Raw genomic sequence first — 18,423 nt, 5'->3', positions numbered from 1 at the left:
TAAAGTTATGAGGTTTAAGAGTGAAAATAGGTAAGATGGGAACTTTGACAAAGTTGGCAGTTAATTTGTAATTTAAAGCTCTCGGGTTTAGTATAAAAAAAATGCCAGCAAATAATGCTGGCATTTTTAGAATATAATTTAAGCTTAAAATTATAGTGCTGATTTAACAGTTTTGATAATTCTAGCAGCAATTTTGTAAGGATCTCCGTTTGAAGCTGGTCTTCTGTCTTCCAACCATCCTTTCCATCCTTTTTGAACAGTCATTAAAGGAATTCTGATAGAACATCCTCTGTCTGAAACTCCATAAGAGAAATCGTGAATAGAAGCTGTTTCGTGTTTACCAGTTAAACGTTGGTCGTTGTAAGCTCCGTAAACTGCGATGTGCTCAGCAGTAACAGGGCGGAAAGCCTCGCAGATTCTTTCGTAAGTTGCTTGGTCTCCACATGTTCTTAATACTTCGTTAGAGAAGTTAGCATGCATTCCAGAACCATTCCAGTCTGTATCTCCTAGAGGTTTTGGGTGATATTCAATATAGTAACCATATTTCTCAGTCAAACGGTCTAATAGGTAACGAGCAACCCAGATTTCATCTCCAGCTTTTTTAGCACCTTTAGCAAATAATTGGAATTCCCATTGTCCGCAAGCAACCTCTTGGTTGATTCCTTCAAAGTTGATTCCAGCAGCGATACATAAATCAGCATGCTCTTCAACTAATTTTCTACCGTGTGTGTTTTTTCCACCTACAGAACAGTAGTACATCCCTTGTGGAGCAGGGTATCCTCCAACTGGGAAACCAAGTGGAAGTTGAGTTTTAGTATCCATAATGAAATACTCTTGTTCGAAACCAAACCAAAAATCATCATTATCATCATCAATTGTAGCTCTACCGTTAGAAGGGTGTGGAGTTCCGTCTGCGTACATAACTTCAGACATTACTAACCATCCATTGATACGAGTTGGATCTGGATAAATTGCAACAGGAACTAAAAGACAGTCAGAAGAACCACCTTCAGCTTGTTTAGTTGACGAACCATCAAATGACCAGTTTCCAAGTTCTTCTAATGTTCCTTTGAAGTTTTCGTGTTCTTCAACTTTAGTTTTACTTCTAAGATTTTGAGTTGGTTCATATCCATCTAACCAAATGTACTCTAACTTAATTTTAGCCATAATAATATAAATTAATTTTTTTGTTTTTTTTCGTTGGGTCAAATATAGATTTATTTTTTTAGTCCTAAAAATTAGGGGGCTATTTTGTTTTGCGAAGTATAATTTTTTGGATAAGCGCAATTTTGTGAGGGGTATATTTTAAAAAAAGCAATTTTAGTAAGCTTAAAAAAATAAATTCGTAATAATTACGGCTCATTTTTGAATTTATGAGTTAAGAAATTATGAAAAAATGTTTATTTAATCAATAATACCGTACAGTTTTGTTATATTTCTACGATTTGAATTCATTATTCTTCGAAAAAAGCGTTTTATGTTGAAAAATCATTGACTAAAAATCTATAATTTATATTCTAAACAGGCTTATTTATTGTTTATATTTGTTGCTTCTTTTTTTAATGAAAATTAGTACGAATTTAAAATATACATAACCATGTCAACATTACGTTTCCAAGCTTTACAACAAGCTTCTAACAGAAAGCCGGTGCATTTTGAAGAAATTGGCCGAAAATCAAATCTTTTTGGTGCAAATGTGTTTAATGAAAAAGCAATGAAGCAATATTTAACTTCAGATGCATTTAAAGGAGTAAGAGATGCTATTCAGCATGGTACAAAAATAGACAGAAAGCTTGCAGATTATATTGCTATGGGAATGAAAGAGTGGGCTCTTTCTAAAGGAGTGACTCATTATACACATTGGTTTCAACCATTGACAGGAACAACGGCAGAAAAGCACGATGCTTTTTTTGAAACTTCTTATGACGGAAGCGAATCTGTAGAAAAATTTGGAGGAGCACAATTAGTGCAGCAAGAGCCAGATGCATCTAGTTTCCCGAATGGAGGAATTAGAAATACTTTTGAAGCAAGAGGATATACTGCTTGGGATCCGACTTCTCCTGCTTTTATATATGGTACAACTTTATGTATTCCAACCGTATTTATTGCTTACACAGGTGAAGCTTTAGATAATAAAATACCTTTATTAAGAGCATTGTCTGCAATTGACGAAGCTGCAACAGAGGTTTGTAAATATTTTGACAAAAACGTTAAAAAGGTAACTGCAACATTAGGATGGGAGCAGGAATATTTCTTGATTGATAAAGCGCTGGCAAATTCTCGTCCTGACTTAATGATGACAGGAAGAACTTTGTTAGGTCATACTTCTGCAAAAGGCCAACAGTTAGACGATCACTATTTCGGATCTATTCCAACTCGCGCTCTTACTTATATGAGAGATTTAGAGCAAGAATGTATGTTATTGGGTATTCCGGTAAAAACACGTCATAATGAGGTTGCGCCAAATCAGTTTGAGTTAGCACCGATTTTTGAAGAAACGAATTTAGCAGTTGACCACAACTCTTTATTAATGGATGTAATGCAGAAAGTTGCAGAACGTCATGACTTTAAAGTGTTATTTCACGAAAAACCATTTAAAGGAGTAAACGGTTCTGGAAAACACAATAACTGGTCGTTGGCTACAGATACAGGAGTTAACTTGTTGAGTCCGAGTAAAACGCCAATGAGCAATTTACAGTTCTTGACTTTCTTTATTAATACAATCAAGGCGGTTAACGACAACGAAACTTTATTAAGAGCCTCTATCGCAACAGCAAGTAACGACCATAGGTTAGGAGCAAATGAAGCCCCGCCAGCAATTATGTCTGTATTTATTGGAGCTCAATTAACTAAGGTCTTATCTGAATTGGAAAGCGTAACAACAGGAAAACTTTCGCCAGAAGAAAAAACAGATTTGAAATTGAATGTTGTTGGTAAAATTCCAGACGTATTATTAGACAATACAGACAGAAATAGAACTTCACCTTTTGCTTTCACTGGAAATAAATTTGAGTTTAGAGCTGTTGGATCCAATTCAAATTGTTCAAATGCGATGACAACTCTGAATGCGATTGTAGCAAAACAGTTAATTGATTTTAAAAATGAAGTAGAGAACTTGATTGAAAATAAAGACATGAAAAAAGACGATGCGATCTTTAATGTCTTAAGAGAATACATCAAACAATCTAAAAAAATCCTTTTTGAAGGAGACGGTTATAGTGAAGCTTGGGAAAAAGAAGCAGCTAAAAGAGGCTTGAGCAATTTTAAAACTACTCCAGAAGCTATTAAAGCTAAGGTTTCTAAACAAGCTTTAGAATTATTTGAACAATTAGGTATCTTTAATCACGTAGAAGCTGAAGCTCGTTACGAAATCGAATTGGAAGAATACACTAAAAAAATCCAAATTGAAGGAAGAGTTTTAGGAGACATTGCGAGAAATCATGTAATTCCGACAGCAATTCGTTACCAAAATACTTTAATTGATAATGTAAAAGGGTTGAAAGAAATTTTTGCAAAGGAGTTTGAGGCTTTAGCCAAAGAACAGATTGTTTTAATTAAAGAAATTTCGGGTCACATTGAAGGAATCAATTCTAAAGTATTGGCTATGACCAATGAAAGAAAAAAAGCAAATCAATTGACCGATGCTCAAAAAATGGCAGAAGCGTATTGCAATAACGTAAAACCTTATTTTGATGAAATTCGTAATCACTGCGATAAATTAGAATTATTAGTAGATGACGAAAGCTGGACATTGACCAAATACAGAGAATTATTGTTTACCAAGTAATTATATAATAACAATTTGTTAAAGCCTGTCTCAAAAAGACAGGCTTTTTTTTGAGATTATAATAAAAAAATGGTTTATGAAGAACTTTTTTGCCACTTATACCCCCTTAAATGTAAAGAAATTGTAATAAGTATCTTTTTTCCTATGAAAATTTTTAAGCATTTGGGCAGTTCATCGAGATAGTATTACAGTTCATCGAAAAGAGGTTAATATCTTGTAAAATAGGTATTTATACGTGAACCAATTTTAGAGAAAGTTTTCTAATTTTGGTCATGAAGTTGAGAAAATAAGATTAAAAATCTATTTCAAATGATGTTCTGAAGCCCCCTTCAAGTTGCCCCCCAAATTGTAAACCTGCAAGTACCTACATAATAATTTGTATTAATAACCAATTAAATATATTTATTATGAAAAAAGTAATTTTAAGCATCTCCGCGATGCTGTTTGTAGGTGTAGCAGCAATTGCTCAGGGAAACACTTCATCAGTAAACCAGGTTGGAAATTCTGACACAGGTATTGTAAATCAAAATGGTCAAACGAATGATTCTAAAATCGACCAATTAGGAGATTCGAACAAATCTGAAGTTTATCAAGGAATTCAGCCAGGAGTTTATAATGCAAAAAATAATGCAGCTGATGTAAAACAAAAAGGAAATAATAATACTGCATTTGCTTCTCAAAGTAACCATGACAACAAAGCTTACCAAACTCAAACAGGAGACTGGAATAAAGCAACAATTTGGCAAGATCAAATCGCTCCACCAGCATCAGCATTAGGCGGATTTGATAAAGCAACTCAAACACAAACAGGAAAAAACAACGAAGCTATTATTGATCAAGGTACAACAGGAAACGAAAAACCAACCGGAGCTCCTTTCAATGCAGCTCAATTGGCAGCTGTTAATGCTGTGAGTGTGCCATTTGCTCCTCATAACACTAACGAAGCTACTCAAACTCAAAACGGAGATGGTAACTACGCTTATGCTACTCAAGGAGGGGTTAAAAACAAATCATGGCAGACACAAAAAGCTCCAGCTGGAACTTCTGTAGCAGATGGTAACAAATCATACCACTATCAATATGGTAATGAAAACAAAGCTACTACATCTCAAGATGGTACTAAATTGAAAGAAAGCACTTTGCAAATTGGTAACAACAATACTGCAACTGTAACTCAAACTGGTGCTTCTCATAGCAGTGTTGCGTTTTCACAAGGTAACTTGAATACAATTACTGTTACTCAATCAGGACTTTAAGAGTAAAAACAAAATGTGATAGCCGTAAAACGGTTATCACATTTTTTAATTTAAATTATTAAATGATGAAACCTTTCATTTTATACATAATACTTTTAATCTTTTACTGCCCTGTGTTTTATGCTCAGGAAAAAGCAGATAATTCAGAATTTAAAAATTATAGTTCATCGCTTTTTAATTCAAAAGAGAAAGCATTTAGTATTGTTTCTAATTTGAATAAAAAAGAAAAAAACGAATTGAATTCTAGAATTCCATCTGGCGTGCAAATTCAGCAGATAGGAGATTTTAATACAGTTTATGCGTTCTTAAAATCGAACGATACAAAAGTTGCTATAGATCAAAATGGCGATAGCAACGCATTATTGTTAAATAAAAATGCTAAAACAATTACTCAAAGTGTTGTTCAGCAAGGAGACAATAATAAGATTACTGATTTTACATTGCACACTAATTACAATGTAAATATGGAAATGATCCAAAAAGGAGATAATCAAAGCATTCAAAACATTGGAACCAATTCACTGTCCAAAAACATGAAAATTACACAGACAGGAAATGGAGCCTCAATTATTCTTATAAATAATTAAAATAACATGCATTTTATCAACAGACATATTACAATCTTTTTAATGCTTTTTGCAGTTTTAGCCTATGGACAAGTTCCGCAGGATAAGATAAAAGCAAAAATTGAAATAGAGAAAGTAGAGAACAGCGTAAAAATTACAGGTACTGCAGAGAACTTAACAGATGTTATTCGAAGTGCAGCTTATCGCTTGTCTGTTATAAAAAATAATGATAAAAGTAATAATCAATCTAATAATGAGCAAGTTGGTGTTTTTACCTTACAGCCCAACGAGATTCAGAAACTATCCACCTCTCAAATTAATTTGGCCACAGATGACGAAGTAATTGTATTGCTATTGTTTTATGATGAAGACAAACAAATTGTCGCAAAAGATCGTGTGGTATTAGGTGAAAAAAAAAAGATAATGTAATAGTCCTTCCTACTGATGGGTTTGTTTTAAGAGGTATTATCACCGATGATACTAAAACAAAAGCAGGAAAAGATTTTTACGATAGGTATTATTACAAATACAATGAAATAGGGATAAACGCCGAAAAAATAGTAACAATAGGTGAAGAATATAGTTTTGCCAGAAATACTGCAATATCTATAGTGATAGATAATGAAGTTATTTATAATTTTCTAATTAGGCCAGACGACGAATTTTTAGATGCGGTTGCAGAAGAAGCTGTAAACGCAACCTTTACTTATTTGAAAGAAAAAGAAAAAGAACGCAAATATTTCACTCAGTATTAATTTTATTATTAGCGCTATGAAATTTATTTTAACCTTCGCAGCAGTACTCTGCATTTCTCCGTTTATAAACGCTCAGGCACTAGTTTATAAACCAGTCAATCCGGCTTTTGGAGGAGACACCTTTAATTATCAATGGCTTTTAAGCAGTGCAGAAGCACAGAATAAGCAAAAAGATAAAACAGCTGTTCCTGCAACCCAAACTGATTTAGAACGATTTAAAACCAATTTAAATTCGCAATTGTTAAGTCAGATCTCTAGCCAGCTTTACAAACAGCAATTTGGTACAGATGGTATCAAAGAAGGCTCTTATACTTTTGGGAGTTATTCGGTAGATGTTTTTCCGTCATCAGATGGATTAACACTTAATATTTTAGATACCAATACAGGAGAGCAAACACAAGTAATCATCCCAAATCAATAACATGCGATTACATCACTACCTATTTATTTTATTTGGATTTCTTTTTAATGGCTGCGGCGCTTACTACAATCAACCCACTGGAGTTCAAAAAGCTGTTTTGGGAGAGGGAACGCCTGCGACATCATTGCTAAAAGATTTGCCAAAACCTAAGGAACAAGTTGTTGTTGGGGTCTATAAATTTAGAGACCAAACAGGACAATACAAGCCTCAGGAAAATGGAAGCAGTTTTAGTACAGCTGTGACCCAGGGAGCCACTTCTATTTTGATAAAAGCGCTGGAGGACTCAAAATGGTTTATACCAATTGAGCGTGAAAATATTGGAAATCTATTGCAGGAGCGAAATCTTATTCGTGCTACTCGTCAAGAATATATAAAAAATGCTGATCCGAATGAACCGCAGCTAACTCCTTTATTGTATGCGGGTGTTTTATTAGAAGGAGGAATTGTTTCTTATGATTCTAATATTATTACGGGCGGATTTGGTGCGAGATATTTTGGTGCAGGAGCATCTGTAAAATACCGTCAAGACCGTGTAACGATTTATCTTAGAATGATTTCTACATCAAACGGTAAAATTTTAAAATCTGTTTATATTTCAAAAACGATCTTGTCGCAAGCAATCGATGAGAGCCTTTTTAGATATGTCAATTTTAAAAGACTTCTAGAAGTAGAAACGGGATATACTACCAACGAACCGGTGCATATGGCTGTTACAGAAGCTATAGAAAAAGCCGTCGAATCTTTAGTATTAGAGGGAATAAAAGATAATGTCTGGGAAGCCGATGCTCCAAAATGGGAAGTTGATAATTTACTGAAAGCTTATGCCGAAGAAACCAAAACTGCTGATGTAACTGGTTTGTATGACAGAGTGCTTGAAAACAGAAGGAGTAAATTTGCCATAGAACTTTCTGGCGGTACTACTTTAATGGATGGAGATTATCGAGATCCGCTATTAAGACCTTTTGGACGTGGAGCTTTAAAATGGATGCTTACTCCAAGTTTTACAGTAAGCGCTTCTACCAATGTTGTAAACCTCGCTAACAAAAATTTACTTGATGTCGGGTATATTACCTACGATCTTAATATGGAATGGATCATTCTTCCAAAAGATCGTTTTACTCCATATGTATATGCTGGAGGAGGATATGGTATGAATAGGAAATTTGAAAACACGTACGGAAAATTTCAATACGGTGCGGGTTTAGAATATATGGCATCAGATCGCATAGGAATAAAATTATTTGCTGAGCAGAATATCAATTTCAGTGACAATCTTGATTATATCGTAGCAGGAACACGTGATGATTACTATTATAAATTTGGGTTAGGACTAACGTTTTATTTCGGCAAAAAGAAGAAGTAATAGGTTAGAAATTTCGAAAATAGAAGACACACGTTTAAATCTTAAAGCAAGCTAATCATGAAGAATTTATACAAAATAATAAGTGCAATTTTTTTAGTGGTTTTTATTTCCTGTAGTGAAGAAAAAATTGGATCATCTGATTATGGAACCGTTACCGGAAAAGTCGTTAACAGCGAAACTTTTGTGCCGATGGAAAATGTAAAAATAATGTCTAGCCCAACAACTAGTACAGTATTTACAGACGCCGAAGGAAAGTTTACTGTTTCGAATGTCAAAGTTGGCGAATATTCTTTTCAGGCTCAAAAAGATGGCTTTACAGCAAAATTTGAATCAGTCAACGTGACAGCAAATAATACCTCAGAAATTGTTTTTGAATTAAATAAATCTACGGCAAATAATAAACCGCCAACAGTTCCTGTCTTAACAGTTCCTGCCGATAATAGTATAAACCAACTCGTAAATTTAGATTTAACCTGGACTGTTACAGATCCAGATAATGATGTAATGACCTATACTGTGACGCTTAGAAATGATAAAAATAGCGATGTGGCTGTTTTTAATGACATAAAAGATAAAAAGTTGACAGTCACAGATCTGATTTATGGAACTAAATATTATTGGCAAGTTACAGTAAATGATGGAGTAAATACGCCTGTATTAAGTACTATCAGCACTTTTTCTACAATAGCATTTCCTGCAACAAGGCATTTATTTGTCAAAAGTATCAGTGGCAATAATGTAATTTTTACTGCAGATGATGCTGGCAAACAATACCAATTGACAAGTTCAGAAAAAAATAGCTGGCGTCCTAGACGAAATAATCAGGCTCAAAAAATTGCTTTTATAGGAACAAGCGGTTCGCAAAATGATATTTATACTATGAATTTTGACGGAACCGATATTAAAAAGGTGACAAGTTCGGTTTCTATTGCAGGATTTAATGCCGATTATTTAGGTTATTCTTGGAATGCATCGGGAAGCGAATTTATCTATCCAAATTTTGATAAATTATACCGAATAAAAAGCGACGGCAGCGGATTAACAAAAATCTTTCAGACTCCAAATGGTAAATTTATTTCAGAATGCGACTGGAGTGCAGATGGAAGCAAAATAGCCTTAAAAGTGAATGATATAAATGGATATAATGTGGAAATTTACGTTATAAATCCGTCGGGCGTAATTGTTACACCTGTGTTGGCAGGAGAGCCAGGTGCCGTTAGTGGTTTGAATTTTTCTGTTTCAGGTCTAAAATTAGTTTACACAAAAGATGTTTCAGGATTTGAGAGTTCAAATTATCGTCAGTTGGATTCTAAAATTTTCGAATACAGTTTTATTCTTGGAAATTCATATCAATTGGCTACAGAAAAAATAGCAGGAACAAATGATTTAGATGTTCGATACTCTCCTAATGAAGCAGAATTAATTTTTCTAAATACTTCAAATGATGGCATCTCTGTAAAAAACGTCGTGAAATGTGGTATTGGAGTTGCGAATTCGAGAACTACCTTATTCACAGGATCATCCATGCCCGATTGGGAATAAAAAATAATAAACCAAGCTTTAATAACCAATTTTATTTCGGGAGATCGGCAGAATATATAATTCTGCCGATTTTTTTATCAATCAAATAATCGAATAAGGCAAAGAATTAAAAAAAGGGATTATCTTTGCTGCACATCAACACAAACTAATTTTCATGAGTTCAGATTCTAGCAAAAGATATGCACAAAGAGGTGTTTCGGCATCAAAAGAAGACGTACATAACGCTATAAAAAATATTGACAAAGGTTTATTTCCGCAAGCATTCTGTAAAATTGTTCCTGATTATTTAACTCAGGACGATGAGCATTGCCTTATTATGCATGCTGACGGAGCAGGTACAAAGTCGTCTTTGGCATACATGTACTGGAAAGAAACTGGAGATCTTTCTGTTTGGAAAGGAATTGCTCAAGATGCCTTAATCATGAATATTGACGATTTATTGTGTGTTGGTGCAACAGATAATATTTTACTTTCTTCAACTATTGGAAGAAATAAAAACCTAATTCCAGCTGAGGTAATTTCTGCAATCATTAACGGAACAGAAGAATTAATCAACGAGTTAAAATCATTCGGAGTTACCATTCATTCAACAGGAGGAGAAACAGCCGATGTTGGAGACGTAGTTCGTACTATTATTGTGGACTCTACCGTAACAGCTCGTATGAAACGCAGCGACGTTGTAGACAACGCAAACATTAAAGAAGGAGACGTAATTGTTGGTTTGGCTTCTTTCGGACAAGCAACTTATGAGAAAAGCTATAATGGCGGAATGGGAAGTAACGGATTAACTTCTGCACGTCATGACGTTTTTGGAAAATATTTGGCTAAAAAATATCCAGAAAGTTATGATGCAGCAGTTCCAGAAGAATTAATTTATTCTGGACAGGTTAATTTAACAGATGAAGTTGAAAACAGCCCAATCAATGCGGGCCAGTTAGTGCTTTCTCCAACTAGAACCTACGCTCCAATTATCAAGAAAATTTTAGATAAATATACTCCAAATGATATTCACGGAATGGTGCATTGCAGTGGAGGAGCGCAAACTAAAATTTTGCATTTCGTAAAAGATTTACACGTTATAAAAGACAATTTATTTCCAGTTCCACCATTGTTCAAATTAATTCAAGAACAATCAAAAACAGACTGGAAAGAAATGTATCAGGTTTTCAATTGCGGTCACAGAATGGAGCTTTACGTTCCAGAAAATATCGCACAAGATATTATCGAAATTTCGAAATCATTCAATGTTGATGCGCAAATTGTAGGTAGAGTAGAAGCATCTGATTCTAAAAAGCTAACTATTACAAGCGAATACGGAACATTCAATTATTAAAATAAATTAACCATATAAGTGATATAAGTTCATTTTAAATTAGATTGTCAGACTGAGCCCTTCGTTCCTCAGGATAAACTCCGTCGAAGTCCTATTTTGATTTGACAGCTTTCGATTTCACTCAGAAAGAATTTATATTTTCTTATATCACTTATATGGTTTAAAAATATTTAACTATGTACGAATTACTTTTTTGGAAATATCTAGACGAAATCTACCTGAACAATCAGGAAGTTTATGAAGCTCTTGTTGAAAAACAAGAAGTGGAAGGTCTGGCAGAACTTCAAGTTGAAGTAATCGTAAACAGAATAAATTCAGTCTTTTCTGAATGGGAAAGAGTGGATGAAAACAGCTGGAAAAACCCAAAAGGAAAAGGTGCATTTCAAGTAATCACTACTCCACAAAGCATAAAAATTGACTGCTACGGAACAGAAGGAAAAACCATGAATAAACTAGTAGATATCATGGAAGAATTCAAATGTCCGCTTTATGACCCTCAAGTTCCAGAACGTTACGATGAAATGAACGAGTAGCTTTCATTTATAATAAAATGTAAAATGAAAAAAGCAATCGTCTTTGTTTCCAATATCTTCTTAAGTATTCTTATCGCCGCACTTTTCGCTGTTTTACACAATCAATTCACTTATACAATTTCTAAAGAATTTTTTACACAATATCTGTTTGAAAAATTTGGTTTTGTGGAATACGGAAGAAATACTCCAAGATTAATAGCTTCAATTATTGGAGTATGGTCTGTTTGGTGGATCGGTTTATCTGCAGGATTTATCTTTGGTTTTATCGGGTTATTTAGTCGTAATACAAAAGAAATGATAAAAAGTATTAGTACTGCAATAATTATAATGTTGACTACGACAATAATAATCGGTTTACTAGGACTATGTTACGGATTTCTAGGTTTTTCAAGTTTAGAGTCAACTTGTTGTTTTCCTCTTCAAATCGAAAACGTGAAAAATCTAATTGCTGTTTCTGAAATGCATAAATTTAGTTATGTAGGAGGAGCGTTTGGGGGTATATTTGGAATCTTTTGTCAAATAAAAATTTTATTAAAGAATAAAATTAAATTATAAAGGCAATATCAATATCAATTATTTCTTTAGCCATTTTTCAACAGTAAATCCTGTTCTTTTCTCATTTTTTCTATCAATTGATTGATGTACGTTTTTATTTTCTGAGGAAGCGTATTCCAATTTTGATCTTTTTCAAAACTTCTGCAATCATCTAAATCGCATTCAACCGCGCGGATGACATATTTTTTGTTTTTATAAACCGTAATAATTTTTACGCGTCTTACATAGCCATCTTCATTGCGAGTTCCATAAACAATAATAGGTTCAATGTAACCGTCGCCATCAATATCTTTTGTACTGCAATATTTTGTCCAGAACCAAATGTTTGTTTCTTTCGGAATAGTATTTTCAAGCAAATCATTAATTCGCCATTTTTCTAGAAATCCGCCGTGATCATTGACTACGCAAATGGCTTGTAATTTGGTATTTAAAGTGTCTTTTTTAGAAATTGTTTTTTGATTTTCGCCTAAAACCAATTCGTAAACACCACCTTTATCCTGATATTCAAAAGCTCTGTAAATTGGAAAATCAGTTACGTTTTCAAGTTCTCTTTCTGAAATTTCTTGTTTGGTCAATTTATAGCTTTCTACTTTTTGAGAAAAAACAAATGTCGAATAAAAGGAAAGAAGAATTAAAATATATTTTTTCATATTTAGTGTTATACTTTTAGTATATCAAAGATATTTAATAGAACTTAGTTTTAATTATTAGCCTAAATTTTAATATCTATATTTTGCAATTTTATACCTATTTTTAAAAGCTCATTAATTAATAAAAAAGATTCTTCTATAATATAGTCGCTGGCATTATTGTATTTAGAAAAACTGGCATCCGAAGTTTTAAATTTACTAGAATCCCTTGATGGCTGTTTTACATATTTCTTTTCATTAACGCCCCATTCAGTTTCTTTATTAGATGGTATAGGTAAAAACAATGTATGACTTCTAAGTAACATTGATGATGTTGTAATTCCTTTTTTATAAATTCCAGCCCAAATTCCTTTTCCTAATTGTATATTAATTTCAATTGTCCAATCAGGTAATTCTTTGATGAAATTACAGCTTTTTGTTATTTCAAAAAGGCGTTTTTCTATTATTTGTCTTTCATTTTGCAAATTTTGAAAGTCAAACATTTCAGGGTTTAGATTTACTTTAAATTTCATTTTTTTATGCAAAGATATTTAGAAATTAAACGAAAGAAAAATCTTGTTTTTTTTTTAATATTTTTTTAGTGTAAGTATATATTTTTTTAAAACTACATTTTGTTGTATTTTTCTACATTCAAAAAGCAATAAAAGACAATTCTAAATGATTATAAGAAACTCCAAAAAAATTCTTCTAGGAATATCGGTTTTAATATTCTCTTTTTCGAATAATATAACAGGGCAAAAGAAAGCAACCGAAAAACGAAATTTAATTCAATATGTTGATCCAATGATTGGAACAGCAAAAATGGGACATACGTATCCAGGCGCAACAGTTCCGTTCGGGAGCGTGCAATTAAGCCCAGAAACTGATACTATTGCTTACAGTTTAAACGGAAAATACAACGGAGAAGTTTATAAATACTGCGCTGGCTATCAGTATGAAGATAAAACGATTGTAGGTTTCAGCCACACCCATTTCAGCGGAACGGGACATTCCGATTTAGGCGATTTCTTAATTATGCCAACAACTGGTAAACTGCAATTGAATCCTGGTGTAGCATCAAAACCGTTGTCTGGTTATAGATCAGCATTTTCACATTCGACAGAAAATGCAGAACCGGCTTATTACAGCGTTTTTCTGGAAGATCATAAAATAAAAGCAGAATTGACAGCGACAACGCGAGTTGGAATGCATCAATATACTTTTCCAAAATCTAATGAAGCACATATCATTTTAGATCTGACTTCAGGAATTTACAACTACGATAAAAAGAATGTTTGGACATTTGTTCGTGTAGAAAATGACACTTTAATAACGGGATATCGCCAAACAAACGGATGGGCGAGAACTAGAACGGTTTATTTTGCAATGTCTTTCAATAAACCAATTAAAAGTTACGGACAAGCTGCTCAGGAAAAAAGCGTTTATAGAGGTTTTTGGGGAAGATTCGATCAAACGAAAAACTTTCCAGAAATGGCAGGTCAGAACCTAAAATTATTTTTTGATTTTGATACGAATGAAGGCGAGAAAATCAAAATCAAAATGGCACTTTCTCCTGTAAGTTCTGCCGGTGCATTAGAAAATATGAAAAAAGAAGCTCCAGATTGGGATTTCGAAAAAGTAAAAAAACAAAGTCAGGAGGTTTGGAATAATGAATTGAATAAAGTTCAAGTAGAAACCATTCAAAAAGAAGATTTGGTTAATTTTTATACCGCAATGTATCACGCATTTTTAGGGCCAACAGAATACATGGATTTAGATAAAAATTATAAAGGTCTAGACATGAATGTGCATAAAGCCGAAAACTTTACCAATTATACCAGTTATTCGCTTTGGGATACGTATCGCGCTCTGCACCCTTTATTTAATATTGTGCAGCCAAAAAGAAACGGCGATATGGTAAGTTCTATGTTGGCGCATTCAGATCAGAGTGTTCATAAAATGCTTCCGATCTGGTCGCATTATGCCAACGAAAATTGGTGTATGATTGGATATCATTCGGTTTCGGTTGTGGCAGATGCAATTGTAAAAGGCAATATTAGTTTTGATGCCGAAAAAGCGCTTCAAGCTTGTGTAAATACTGCAAAAGTGCCGTATTACGATGGTTTGGAATTTTACATGAATAAAGGGTATGTTCCAGAAGATAAAAATGGCGCTTCGGTTTCTAAAACTTTAGAATATGCTTATGACGATTGGGCAATTGCACAGGCAGCTAAGAAATTAGGAAAAACAGATATTTATAATGAATTCATTGCTAGATCGAAAAACTATAAAAATGTTTATGACGAGAAAACGGGTTTCATGCGTCCGAAATTGAATGACGGAACATTCAAAAAAGAGTTTGATCCGCTAGATACGCATGGGCAAGGTTTTATTGAAGGAAATTCTTGGAATTACAGCTTATACGTTCCGCATGATCCTGCTGATATGATTAAATTGATGGGTGGAAATGAGAAATTTAAAGTTCGTTTAGATTCTCTGTTCAATATGCATCTTCCAGACAAATATTTTGAAAATACCGAAGATATTACAAGAGACGGAATAATCGGGAATTATGTTCACGGTAACGAGCCTTCTCATCACGTGGTTTATTTGTACAATTGGACAGATTCTCCTTGGAAAGCGCAAGATAAAATTAGAATGATTTTGAAAAAAATGTATAGAAATGGCGCTGACGGTTTAGGAGGAAATGACGATTTTGGACAAATGAGTGCTTGGTATATCTTTAGTAGTTTAGGATTTTATCCAGTTGCTCCAGGTTCTGACGAATATGCATTAGGAAGTCCGTTGATGAAAAATGCTATTTTAAATTTAGAAAATGGAAAAACTTTTGAAGTCGAAACTGTAAATCAATCTGATAAAAATGTATTTGTGAGTAAAGTTCTCCTTAACGGAAAACAATTGGAAAAACCATTTTTAAAGCATGCCGATGTGATGAATGGAGGAAAGATTACGTTTTATATGAGTAACAAGCCAAATAAAAAGAGATACTAGACGTGTCACCCTGAGCGAAGTTGAAGGGCTTTTTAGCTTAAAATTGCTTCGACTCCGCTCAGCCTGACAAACGACACTATTTAATTCGTGAAAATTTGTGCGATTCGTGGCAAAACAACAAAAAACTTCACGAAATTTGCACTTCAAATAAAGACAATCGATATGAAGATCAATTTAAAATCAGGAATAGAGAAACTGCTTTTCGGAATGAAGCAGAATGATGTAACAGCAGCTTTAGGAAAACCTGATAAAAACTATAAAGACGAAGACGATAATGTGATTTTTGTTTATAATGCACACAAAATCAGATTGACATTTTATCAGGAAGAAGATTTGAAATTAGGTTATTTAGTAGCATCAAGCAATGATCTAGAAGTTTTCGGATTCAAATTAATCGGAAGAAAAATTGCTGACGTAAAGAAAGATTTTGCTGCAAAAGGAATCACAAAATTCAATCAAGAAACTTTTGATACTTTTGAAAATTACTTCAACGAAGACAACTGGTTTATCCTTCAAACAGAATTTGATGAGGTAGTAAAGTTTGAAATTGGAGCCATCATCAATAGTAAAGATGAGTTTGATTGGAAATTTCCAGTAAAGAAATAACGCATTTTTTTGTCATCCTGAGGAACGAAGGATCACACAAGAAGCTCCGCAAAGTATGTCGGACAATCTTTGTCGATTTACGTGTGTGATCCTTCGTTCCTCAGGATGACAAACAAAAAAACCGACAATCACTTGTCGGTTTTTTTTATGTCTTTAAAAGAAATTATCCTTTTAACCATGCATTTTTAAGTTTCTCTTTTGAAGCATCTGTAGCTTTAAAAGTTTCTGTTTCTTCAAATGGCAGTTTTACAGTTCCTTTTATGGTTTCTTCTTTAGTTCCACGTTTTACTTTAAGTGTAATAGGATCATTTTCTTTCCAATTTTCACTTTCTGTAATTAAATCATAAATATTATCTAGGTTGTATGATTTATTGTTTACAGCTAAAATTTTATCGCCACCTTTTAAGTTTAGGTTTTTAAAGAATGCAGTTGATTCTGATTCAGGACGAACCGCGATTTCTTTTGTTGCCTTATCAATAGTAATGTAAGGAGTTTGTCCTTTAATGAACGGATTTCCAGCCTTTTTCTCGCTTGCTTTTGTAACACCCACTTTTGCTAGATAAAAATCGTAAGGAATTGGAGTAGTTCCAGCAACATATTTATTTAAAAAGTCACCCACTTCAGGATAAGTCAAAGAAGTGATTTTTGCGAATAATTCATCGTCATTAAAAGGTTTTTCAACCCCATATTCATCAGATAATTTATGCATTAAATCCAAAATACCTCTTTCTCCATTGCTTTTCTCTCTAATAATAATGTCAATACACATACCAATTAAAGCACCTTTTTGGTAAACATTTAAATATTGGTCTTTATAAGGCTGATCCAATACATTTTTACTCATTACTGTAAACGACATTGTATCATCTAACTGTTTAGATTGTGCAATTTTGTCTGCAATACGAGTGTAGAATTCAGCTTCGTCAATTAAACCTTGGTTAATTTGGAATAGATTAGCAAAATATTCTGTTACACCTTCGTACATCCATAAATGTTCAGACATTTTTGGTGCATTGTAATCAAAATACTGAATTTCTTTTGAGTGAATAGTCAATGGAGTCACAATATGAAAGAATTCGTGAGAAACTACATCCTTTAGTGTTTCTACCAATTTTTCTTTTGGCATTGATTCTGGTAAAACTACAGTTGTAGCAGTTGGGTGTTCTAAAGCTCCAAAACCGTGAGCATCATCTTTAGCCATGCTTGAGAGATAGACCAAAACAGTGTATTTTTTAGTAGAATTTACTTTTCCTAAAAAGTTTTTCTGTGCGGTCATCATGGTTTTCATCTCTGGAGTAATGCTCTCGGCAGTATATTTTCCGGTAGGAGAGTACACAGCAATTAAGATGTCCATTCCGTTTACATTAAAAGTAGTGTAATCAGGTTTAGAATACATAATTGGGTTTTCTACCAAAATAGCATAACGAGAAGTGGCAAACACATCAGAAGTATTGCTTGCATCTTGATCGGTCATAGAAGTAGCTCCCCAAAGTGTTTCAGGATGCGTGATCGTAACTTTGTACGGAACGTCTAATTTATCTTGAAAATATCCTACAAAACCATGAGTGTTAACCATGAAATTTTTTCCTGCATCGATGTTTGTTCCTGCTGGAGAAAAAACATCGTCATTTCCAAATCCAGTTCCTTTTTCTGTATCGAAAGTATCGTTTACCAGATAAGTAATTTTTTTTAATGTCTTTGCGTTTGAGATAGACCAAGAATTATCACCTAATCTTTTTACCGTAAGAGCGTTTCCTTTAGCATCAAAAGCTTTAAAATCTTCTGAATATTTTCCGTAATTATCTGTTGAATAAGTACCAGGAACGGTTTTAGGAATACTGTAAGTAATTTCGTCAGTCTTAATGGCTGGAGGAGTGACAGTTACTAAAACTTTGTCGTCTTTAACATCGGTTAAATTGATATTAACTTCAACTATATTGCTTTTCGCGGCTCCAGTGCTACCTGTTTTACAGCTCCAAAAAGTTACCGCTAGAGCTAAGGTGTAAAGTATTTTTTTCATTTTTATATGTTTAGTTATAGTATTTGACACAAAAAGTACCGAAAA

Annotated in this window: 17 protein-coding genes; 13 read left to right on the top strand and 4 right to left on the bottom strand. The window is 33.5% G+C overall.

The genetic code is table 11. The annotated features are described in order from the left end of the window. Positions 1-150 precede the first annotated feature (150 nt). Positions 151-1,167 (bottom strand): glutamine synthetase beta-grasp domain-containing protein, encoded by a 1,017-nt coding sequence (locus ACFO3N_RS12120; protein WP_012024410.1) that lies wholly within the window; start codon positions 1,165-1,167, stop codon positions 151-153. A 430-nt stretch (positions 1,168-1,597) separates the two neighbouring features. Here ACFO3N_RS12120 and ACFO3N_RS12115 point away from each other — a divergent pair, with 430 nt between their 5' ends. The 11 genes from ACFO3N_RS12115 (at position 1,598) to ACFO3N_RS12065 (ending at position 12,111) form a co-directional block, all read left to right on the top strand. Then, complete coding sequence (locus ACFO3N_RS12115) at positions 1,598-3,787, top strand: glutamine synthetase III family protein (RefSeq protein WP_379798033.1); 2,190 nt, start codon at positions 1,598-1,600, stop codon at positions 3,785-3,787. Positions 3,788-4,194: 407 nt separating this feature from the next. After that, positions 4,195-5,043 carry a hypothetical protein gene (locus ACFO3N_RS12110; protein WP_379798031.1) on the top strand — a complete coding sequence of 283 codons (849 nt, stop codon included), beginning with the start codon at positions 4,195-4,197 and terminating at the stop codon, positions 5,041-5,043. Positions 5,044-5,105: 62 nt separating this feature from the next. Next, a complete protein-coding gene (locus ACFO3N_RS12105) occupies positions 5,106-5,630 on the top strand; it encodes a hypothetical protein (protein WP_379798029.1) in 525 nt (174 codons plus the stop codon). Between the two features lie 6 nt (positions 5,631-5,636). Beyond that, the gene (gene csgH, locus ACFO3N_RS12100) at positions 5,637-6,038 is read left to right on the top strand and encodes a curli-like amyloid fiber formation chaperone CsgH (protein WP_250835340.1); all 402 of its coding nucleotides are present in this window, start codon (positions 5,637-5,639) and stop codon (positions 6,036-6,038) included. Further along, the gene (locus ACFO3N_RS12095) at positions 6,038-6,364 is read left to right on the top strand and encodes a CsgE family curli-type amyloid fiber assembly protein (protein WP_379798164.1); all 327 of its coding nucleotides are present in this window, start codon (positions 6,038-6,040) and stop codon (positions 6,362-6,364) included. Before csgH ends, ACFO3N_RS12095 begins: the two co-directional genes overlap by 1 nt. Positions 6,365-6,380: 16 nt before the next feature. Further along, a complete protein-coding gene (locus ACFO3N_RS12090; RefSeq protein WP_250835341.1) occupies positions 6,381-6,785 on the top strand; it encodes a curli production assembly/transport component CsgF in 405 nt (134 codons plus the stop codon). Position 6,786: 1 nt separating this feature from the next. After that, positions 6,787-8,148 carry a CsgG/HfaB family protein gene (locus ACFO3N_RS12085; RefSeq protein WP_379798027.1) on the top strand — a complete coding sequence of 454 codons (1,362 nt, stop codon included), beginning with the start codon at positions 6,787-6,789 and terminating at the stop codon, positions 8,146-8,148. 57 nt (positions 8,149-8,205) lie between these two features. Beyond that, positions 8,206-9,690 (top strand): carboxypeptidase regulatory-like domain-containing protein, encoded by a 1,485-nt coding sequence (locus ACFO3N_RS12080; protein ID WP_379798025.1) that lies wholly within the window; start codon positions 8,206-8,208, stop codon positions 9,688-9,690. 154 nt (positions 9,691-9,844) lie between these two features. Next, positions 9,845-11,023, top strand: a complete 1,179-nt coding sequence (locus tag ACFO3N_RS12075; RefSeq protein WP_379798023.1) for an AIR synthase related protein — start codon at positions 9,845-9,847, stop codon at positions 11,021-11,023. A 176-nt stretch (positions 11,024-11,199) separates the two neighbouring features. Next, positions 11,200-11,556, top strand: a complete 357-nt coding sequence (locus ACFO3N_RS12070) for a hypothetical protein (RefSeq protein ID WP_250835345.1) — start codon at positions 11,200-11,202, stop codon at positions 11,554-11,556. Between the two features lie 24 nt (positions 11,557-11,580). Beyond that, complete coding sequence (locus tag ACFO3N_RS12065) at positions 11,581-12,111, top strand: hypothetical protein (protein WP_379798021.1); 531 nt, start codon at positions 11,581-11,583, stop codon at positions 12,109-12,111. 26 nt (positions 12,112-12,137) lie between these two features. Here ACFO3N_RS12065 and ACFO3N_RS12060 read toward each other — a convergent pair whose 3' ends face one another. Further along, on the bottom strand, positions 12,138-12,761 hold the full coding sequence (locus ACFO3N_RS12060) for a M949_RS01915 family surface polysaccharide biosynthesis protein (protein ID WP_379798019.1): 624 nt from the start codon (positions 12,759-12,761) through the stop codon (positions 12,138-12,140). Positions 12,762-12,823: 62 nt separating this feature from the next. Beyond that, positions 12,824-13,273, bottom strand: coding sequence for an Imm9 family immunity protein (gene imm9 / locus ACFO3N_RS12055; protein WP_379798017.1), 450 nt, complete (start codon positions 13,271-13,273; stop codon positions 12,824-12,826). 145 nt (positions 13,274-13,418) lie between these two features. On the opposite strand from imm9, the gene ACFO3N_RS12050 reads away from it, so the two are divergent. Continuing rightward, positions 13,419-15,752: a GH92 family glycosyl hydrolase gene (locus ACFO3N_RS12050; protein ID WP_379798015.1), complete on the top strand. Its 2,334-nt coding sequence runs from the start codon at positions 13,419-13,421 to the stop codon at positions 15,750-15,752. 162 nt (positions 15,753-15,914) lie between these two features. Continuing rightward, the gene (locus ACFO3N_RS12045; protein WP_095929892.1) at positions 15,915-16,358 is read left to right on the top strand and encodes a hypothetical protein; all 444 of its coding nucleotides are present in this window, start codon (positions 15,915-15,917) and stop codon (positions 16,356-16,358) included. A 163-nt stretch (positions 16,359-16,521) separates the two neighbouring features. Here the strand turns inward: ACFO3N_RS12045 and ACFO3N_RS12040 are convergent, their stop codons facing one another. After that, entirely contained in the window at positions 16,522-18,378 is a 1,857-nt protein-coding gene (locus tag ACFO3N_RS12040; protein WP_379798013.1) for a M61 family metallopeptidase, read from the bottom strand. Positions 18,379-18,423 lie beyond the last annotated feature (45 nt).

It is taken from the genome of Flavobacterium chungangensis (genome assembly GCF_042654045.1).
GTDB lineage: Bacteria > Bacteroidota > Bacteroidia > Flavobacteriales > Flavobacteriaceae > Flavobacterium > Flavobacterium chungangensis.
The sequence above is the reverse complement of the archived record's forward strand: the minus strand, read 5'-3'. Positions and strand labels throughout refer to the sequence as shown.

Excerpts from the sequence above, each read along its gene's own strand:
- ACFO3N_RS12085 (WP_379798027.1), top strand. The coding sequence starts at position 6,787 with ATGCGATTACATCACTACCTATTTATTTTATTTGGATTTCTTTTTAAT.
- csgH (WP_250835340.1), top strand. The coding sequence starts at position 5,637 with ATGCATTTTATCAACAGACATATTACAATCTTTTTAATGCTTTTTGCA.
- ACFO3N_RS12120 (WP_012024410.1), bottom strand. The coding sequence starts at position 1,167 with ATGGCTAAAATTAAGTTAGAGTACATTTGGTTAGATGGATATGAACCA.
- ACFO3N_RS12075 (WP_379798023.1), top strand. The coding sequence starts at position 9,845 with ATGAGTTCAGATTCTAGCAAAAGATATGCACAAAGAGGTGTTTCGGCA.
- ACFO3N_RS12110 (WP_379798031.1), top strand. The coding sequence starts at position 4,195 with ATGAAAAAAGTAATTTTAAGCATCTCCGCGATGCTGTTTGTAGGTGTA.
- ACFO3N_RS12115 (WP_379798033.1), top strand. The coding sequence starts at position 1,598 with ATGTCAACATTACGTTTCCAAGCTTTACAACAAGCTTCTAACAGAAAG.
- ACFO3N_RS12065 (WP_379798021.1), top strand. The coding sequence starts at position 11,581 with ATGAAAAAAGCAATCGTCTTTGTTTCCAATATCTTCTTAAGTATTCTT.
- ACFO3N_RS12045 (WP_095929892.1), top strand. The coding sequence starts at position 15,915 with ATGAAGATCAATTTAAAATCAGGAATAGAGAAACTGCTTTTCGGAATG.
- ACFO3N_RS12050 (WP_379798015.1), top strand. The coding sequence starts at position 13,419 with ATGATTATAAGAAACTCCAAAAAAATTCTTCTAGGAATATCGGTTTTA.
- ACFO3N_RS12040 (WP_379798013.1), bottom strand. The coding sequence starts at position 18,378 with ATGAAAAAAATACTTTACACCTTAGCTCTAGCGGTAACTTTTTGGAGC.
- imm9 (WP_379798017.1), bottom strand. The coding sequence starts at position 13,273 with ATGAAATTTAAAGTAAATCTAAACCCTGAAATGTTTGACTTTCAAAAT.
- ACFO3N_RS12105 (WP_379798029.1), top strand. The coding sequence starts at position 5,106 with ATGATGAAACCTTTCATTTTATACATAATACTTTTAATCTTTTACTGC.
- ACFO3N_RS12090 (WP_250835341.1), top strand. The coding sequence starts at position 6,381 with ATGAAATTTATTTTAACCTTCGCAGCAGTACTCTGCATTTCTCCGTTT.
- ACFO3N_RS12080 (WP_379798025.1), top strand. The coding sequence starts at position 8,206 with ATGAAGAATTTATACAAAATAATAAGTGCAATTTTTTTAGTGGTTTTT.
- ACFO3N_RS12070 (WP_250835345.1), top strand. The coding sequence starts at position 11,200 with ATGTACGAATTACTTTTTTGGAAATATCTAGACGAAATCTACCTGAAC.
- ACFO3N_RS12060 (WP_379798019.1), bottom strand. The coding sequence starts at position 12,761 with ATGAAAAAATATATTTTAATTCTTCTTTCCTTTTATTCGACATTTGTT.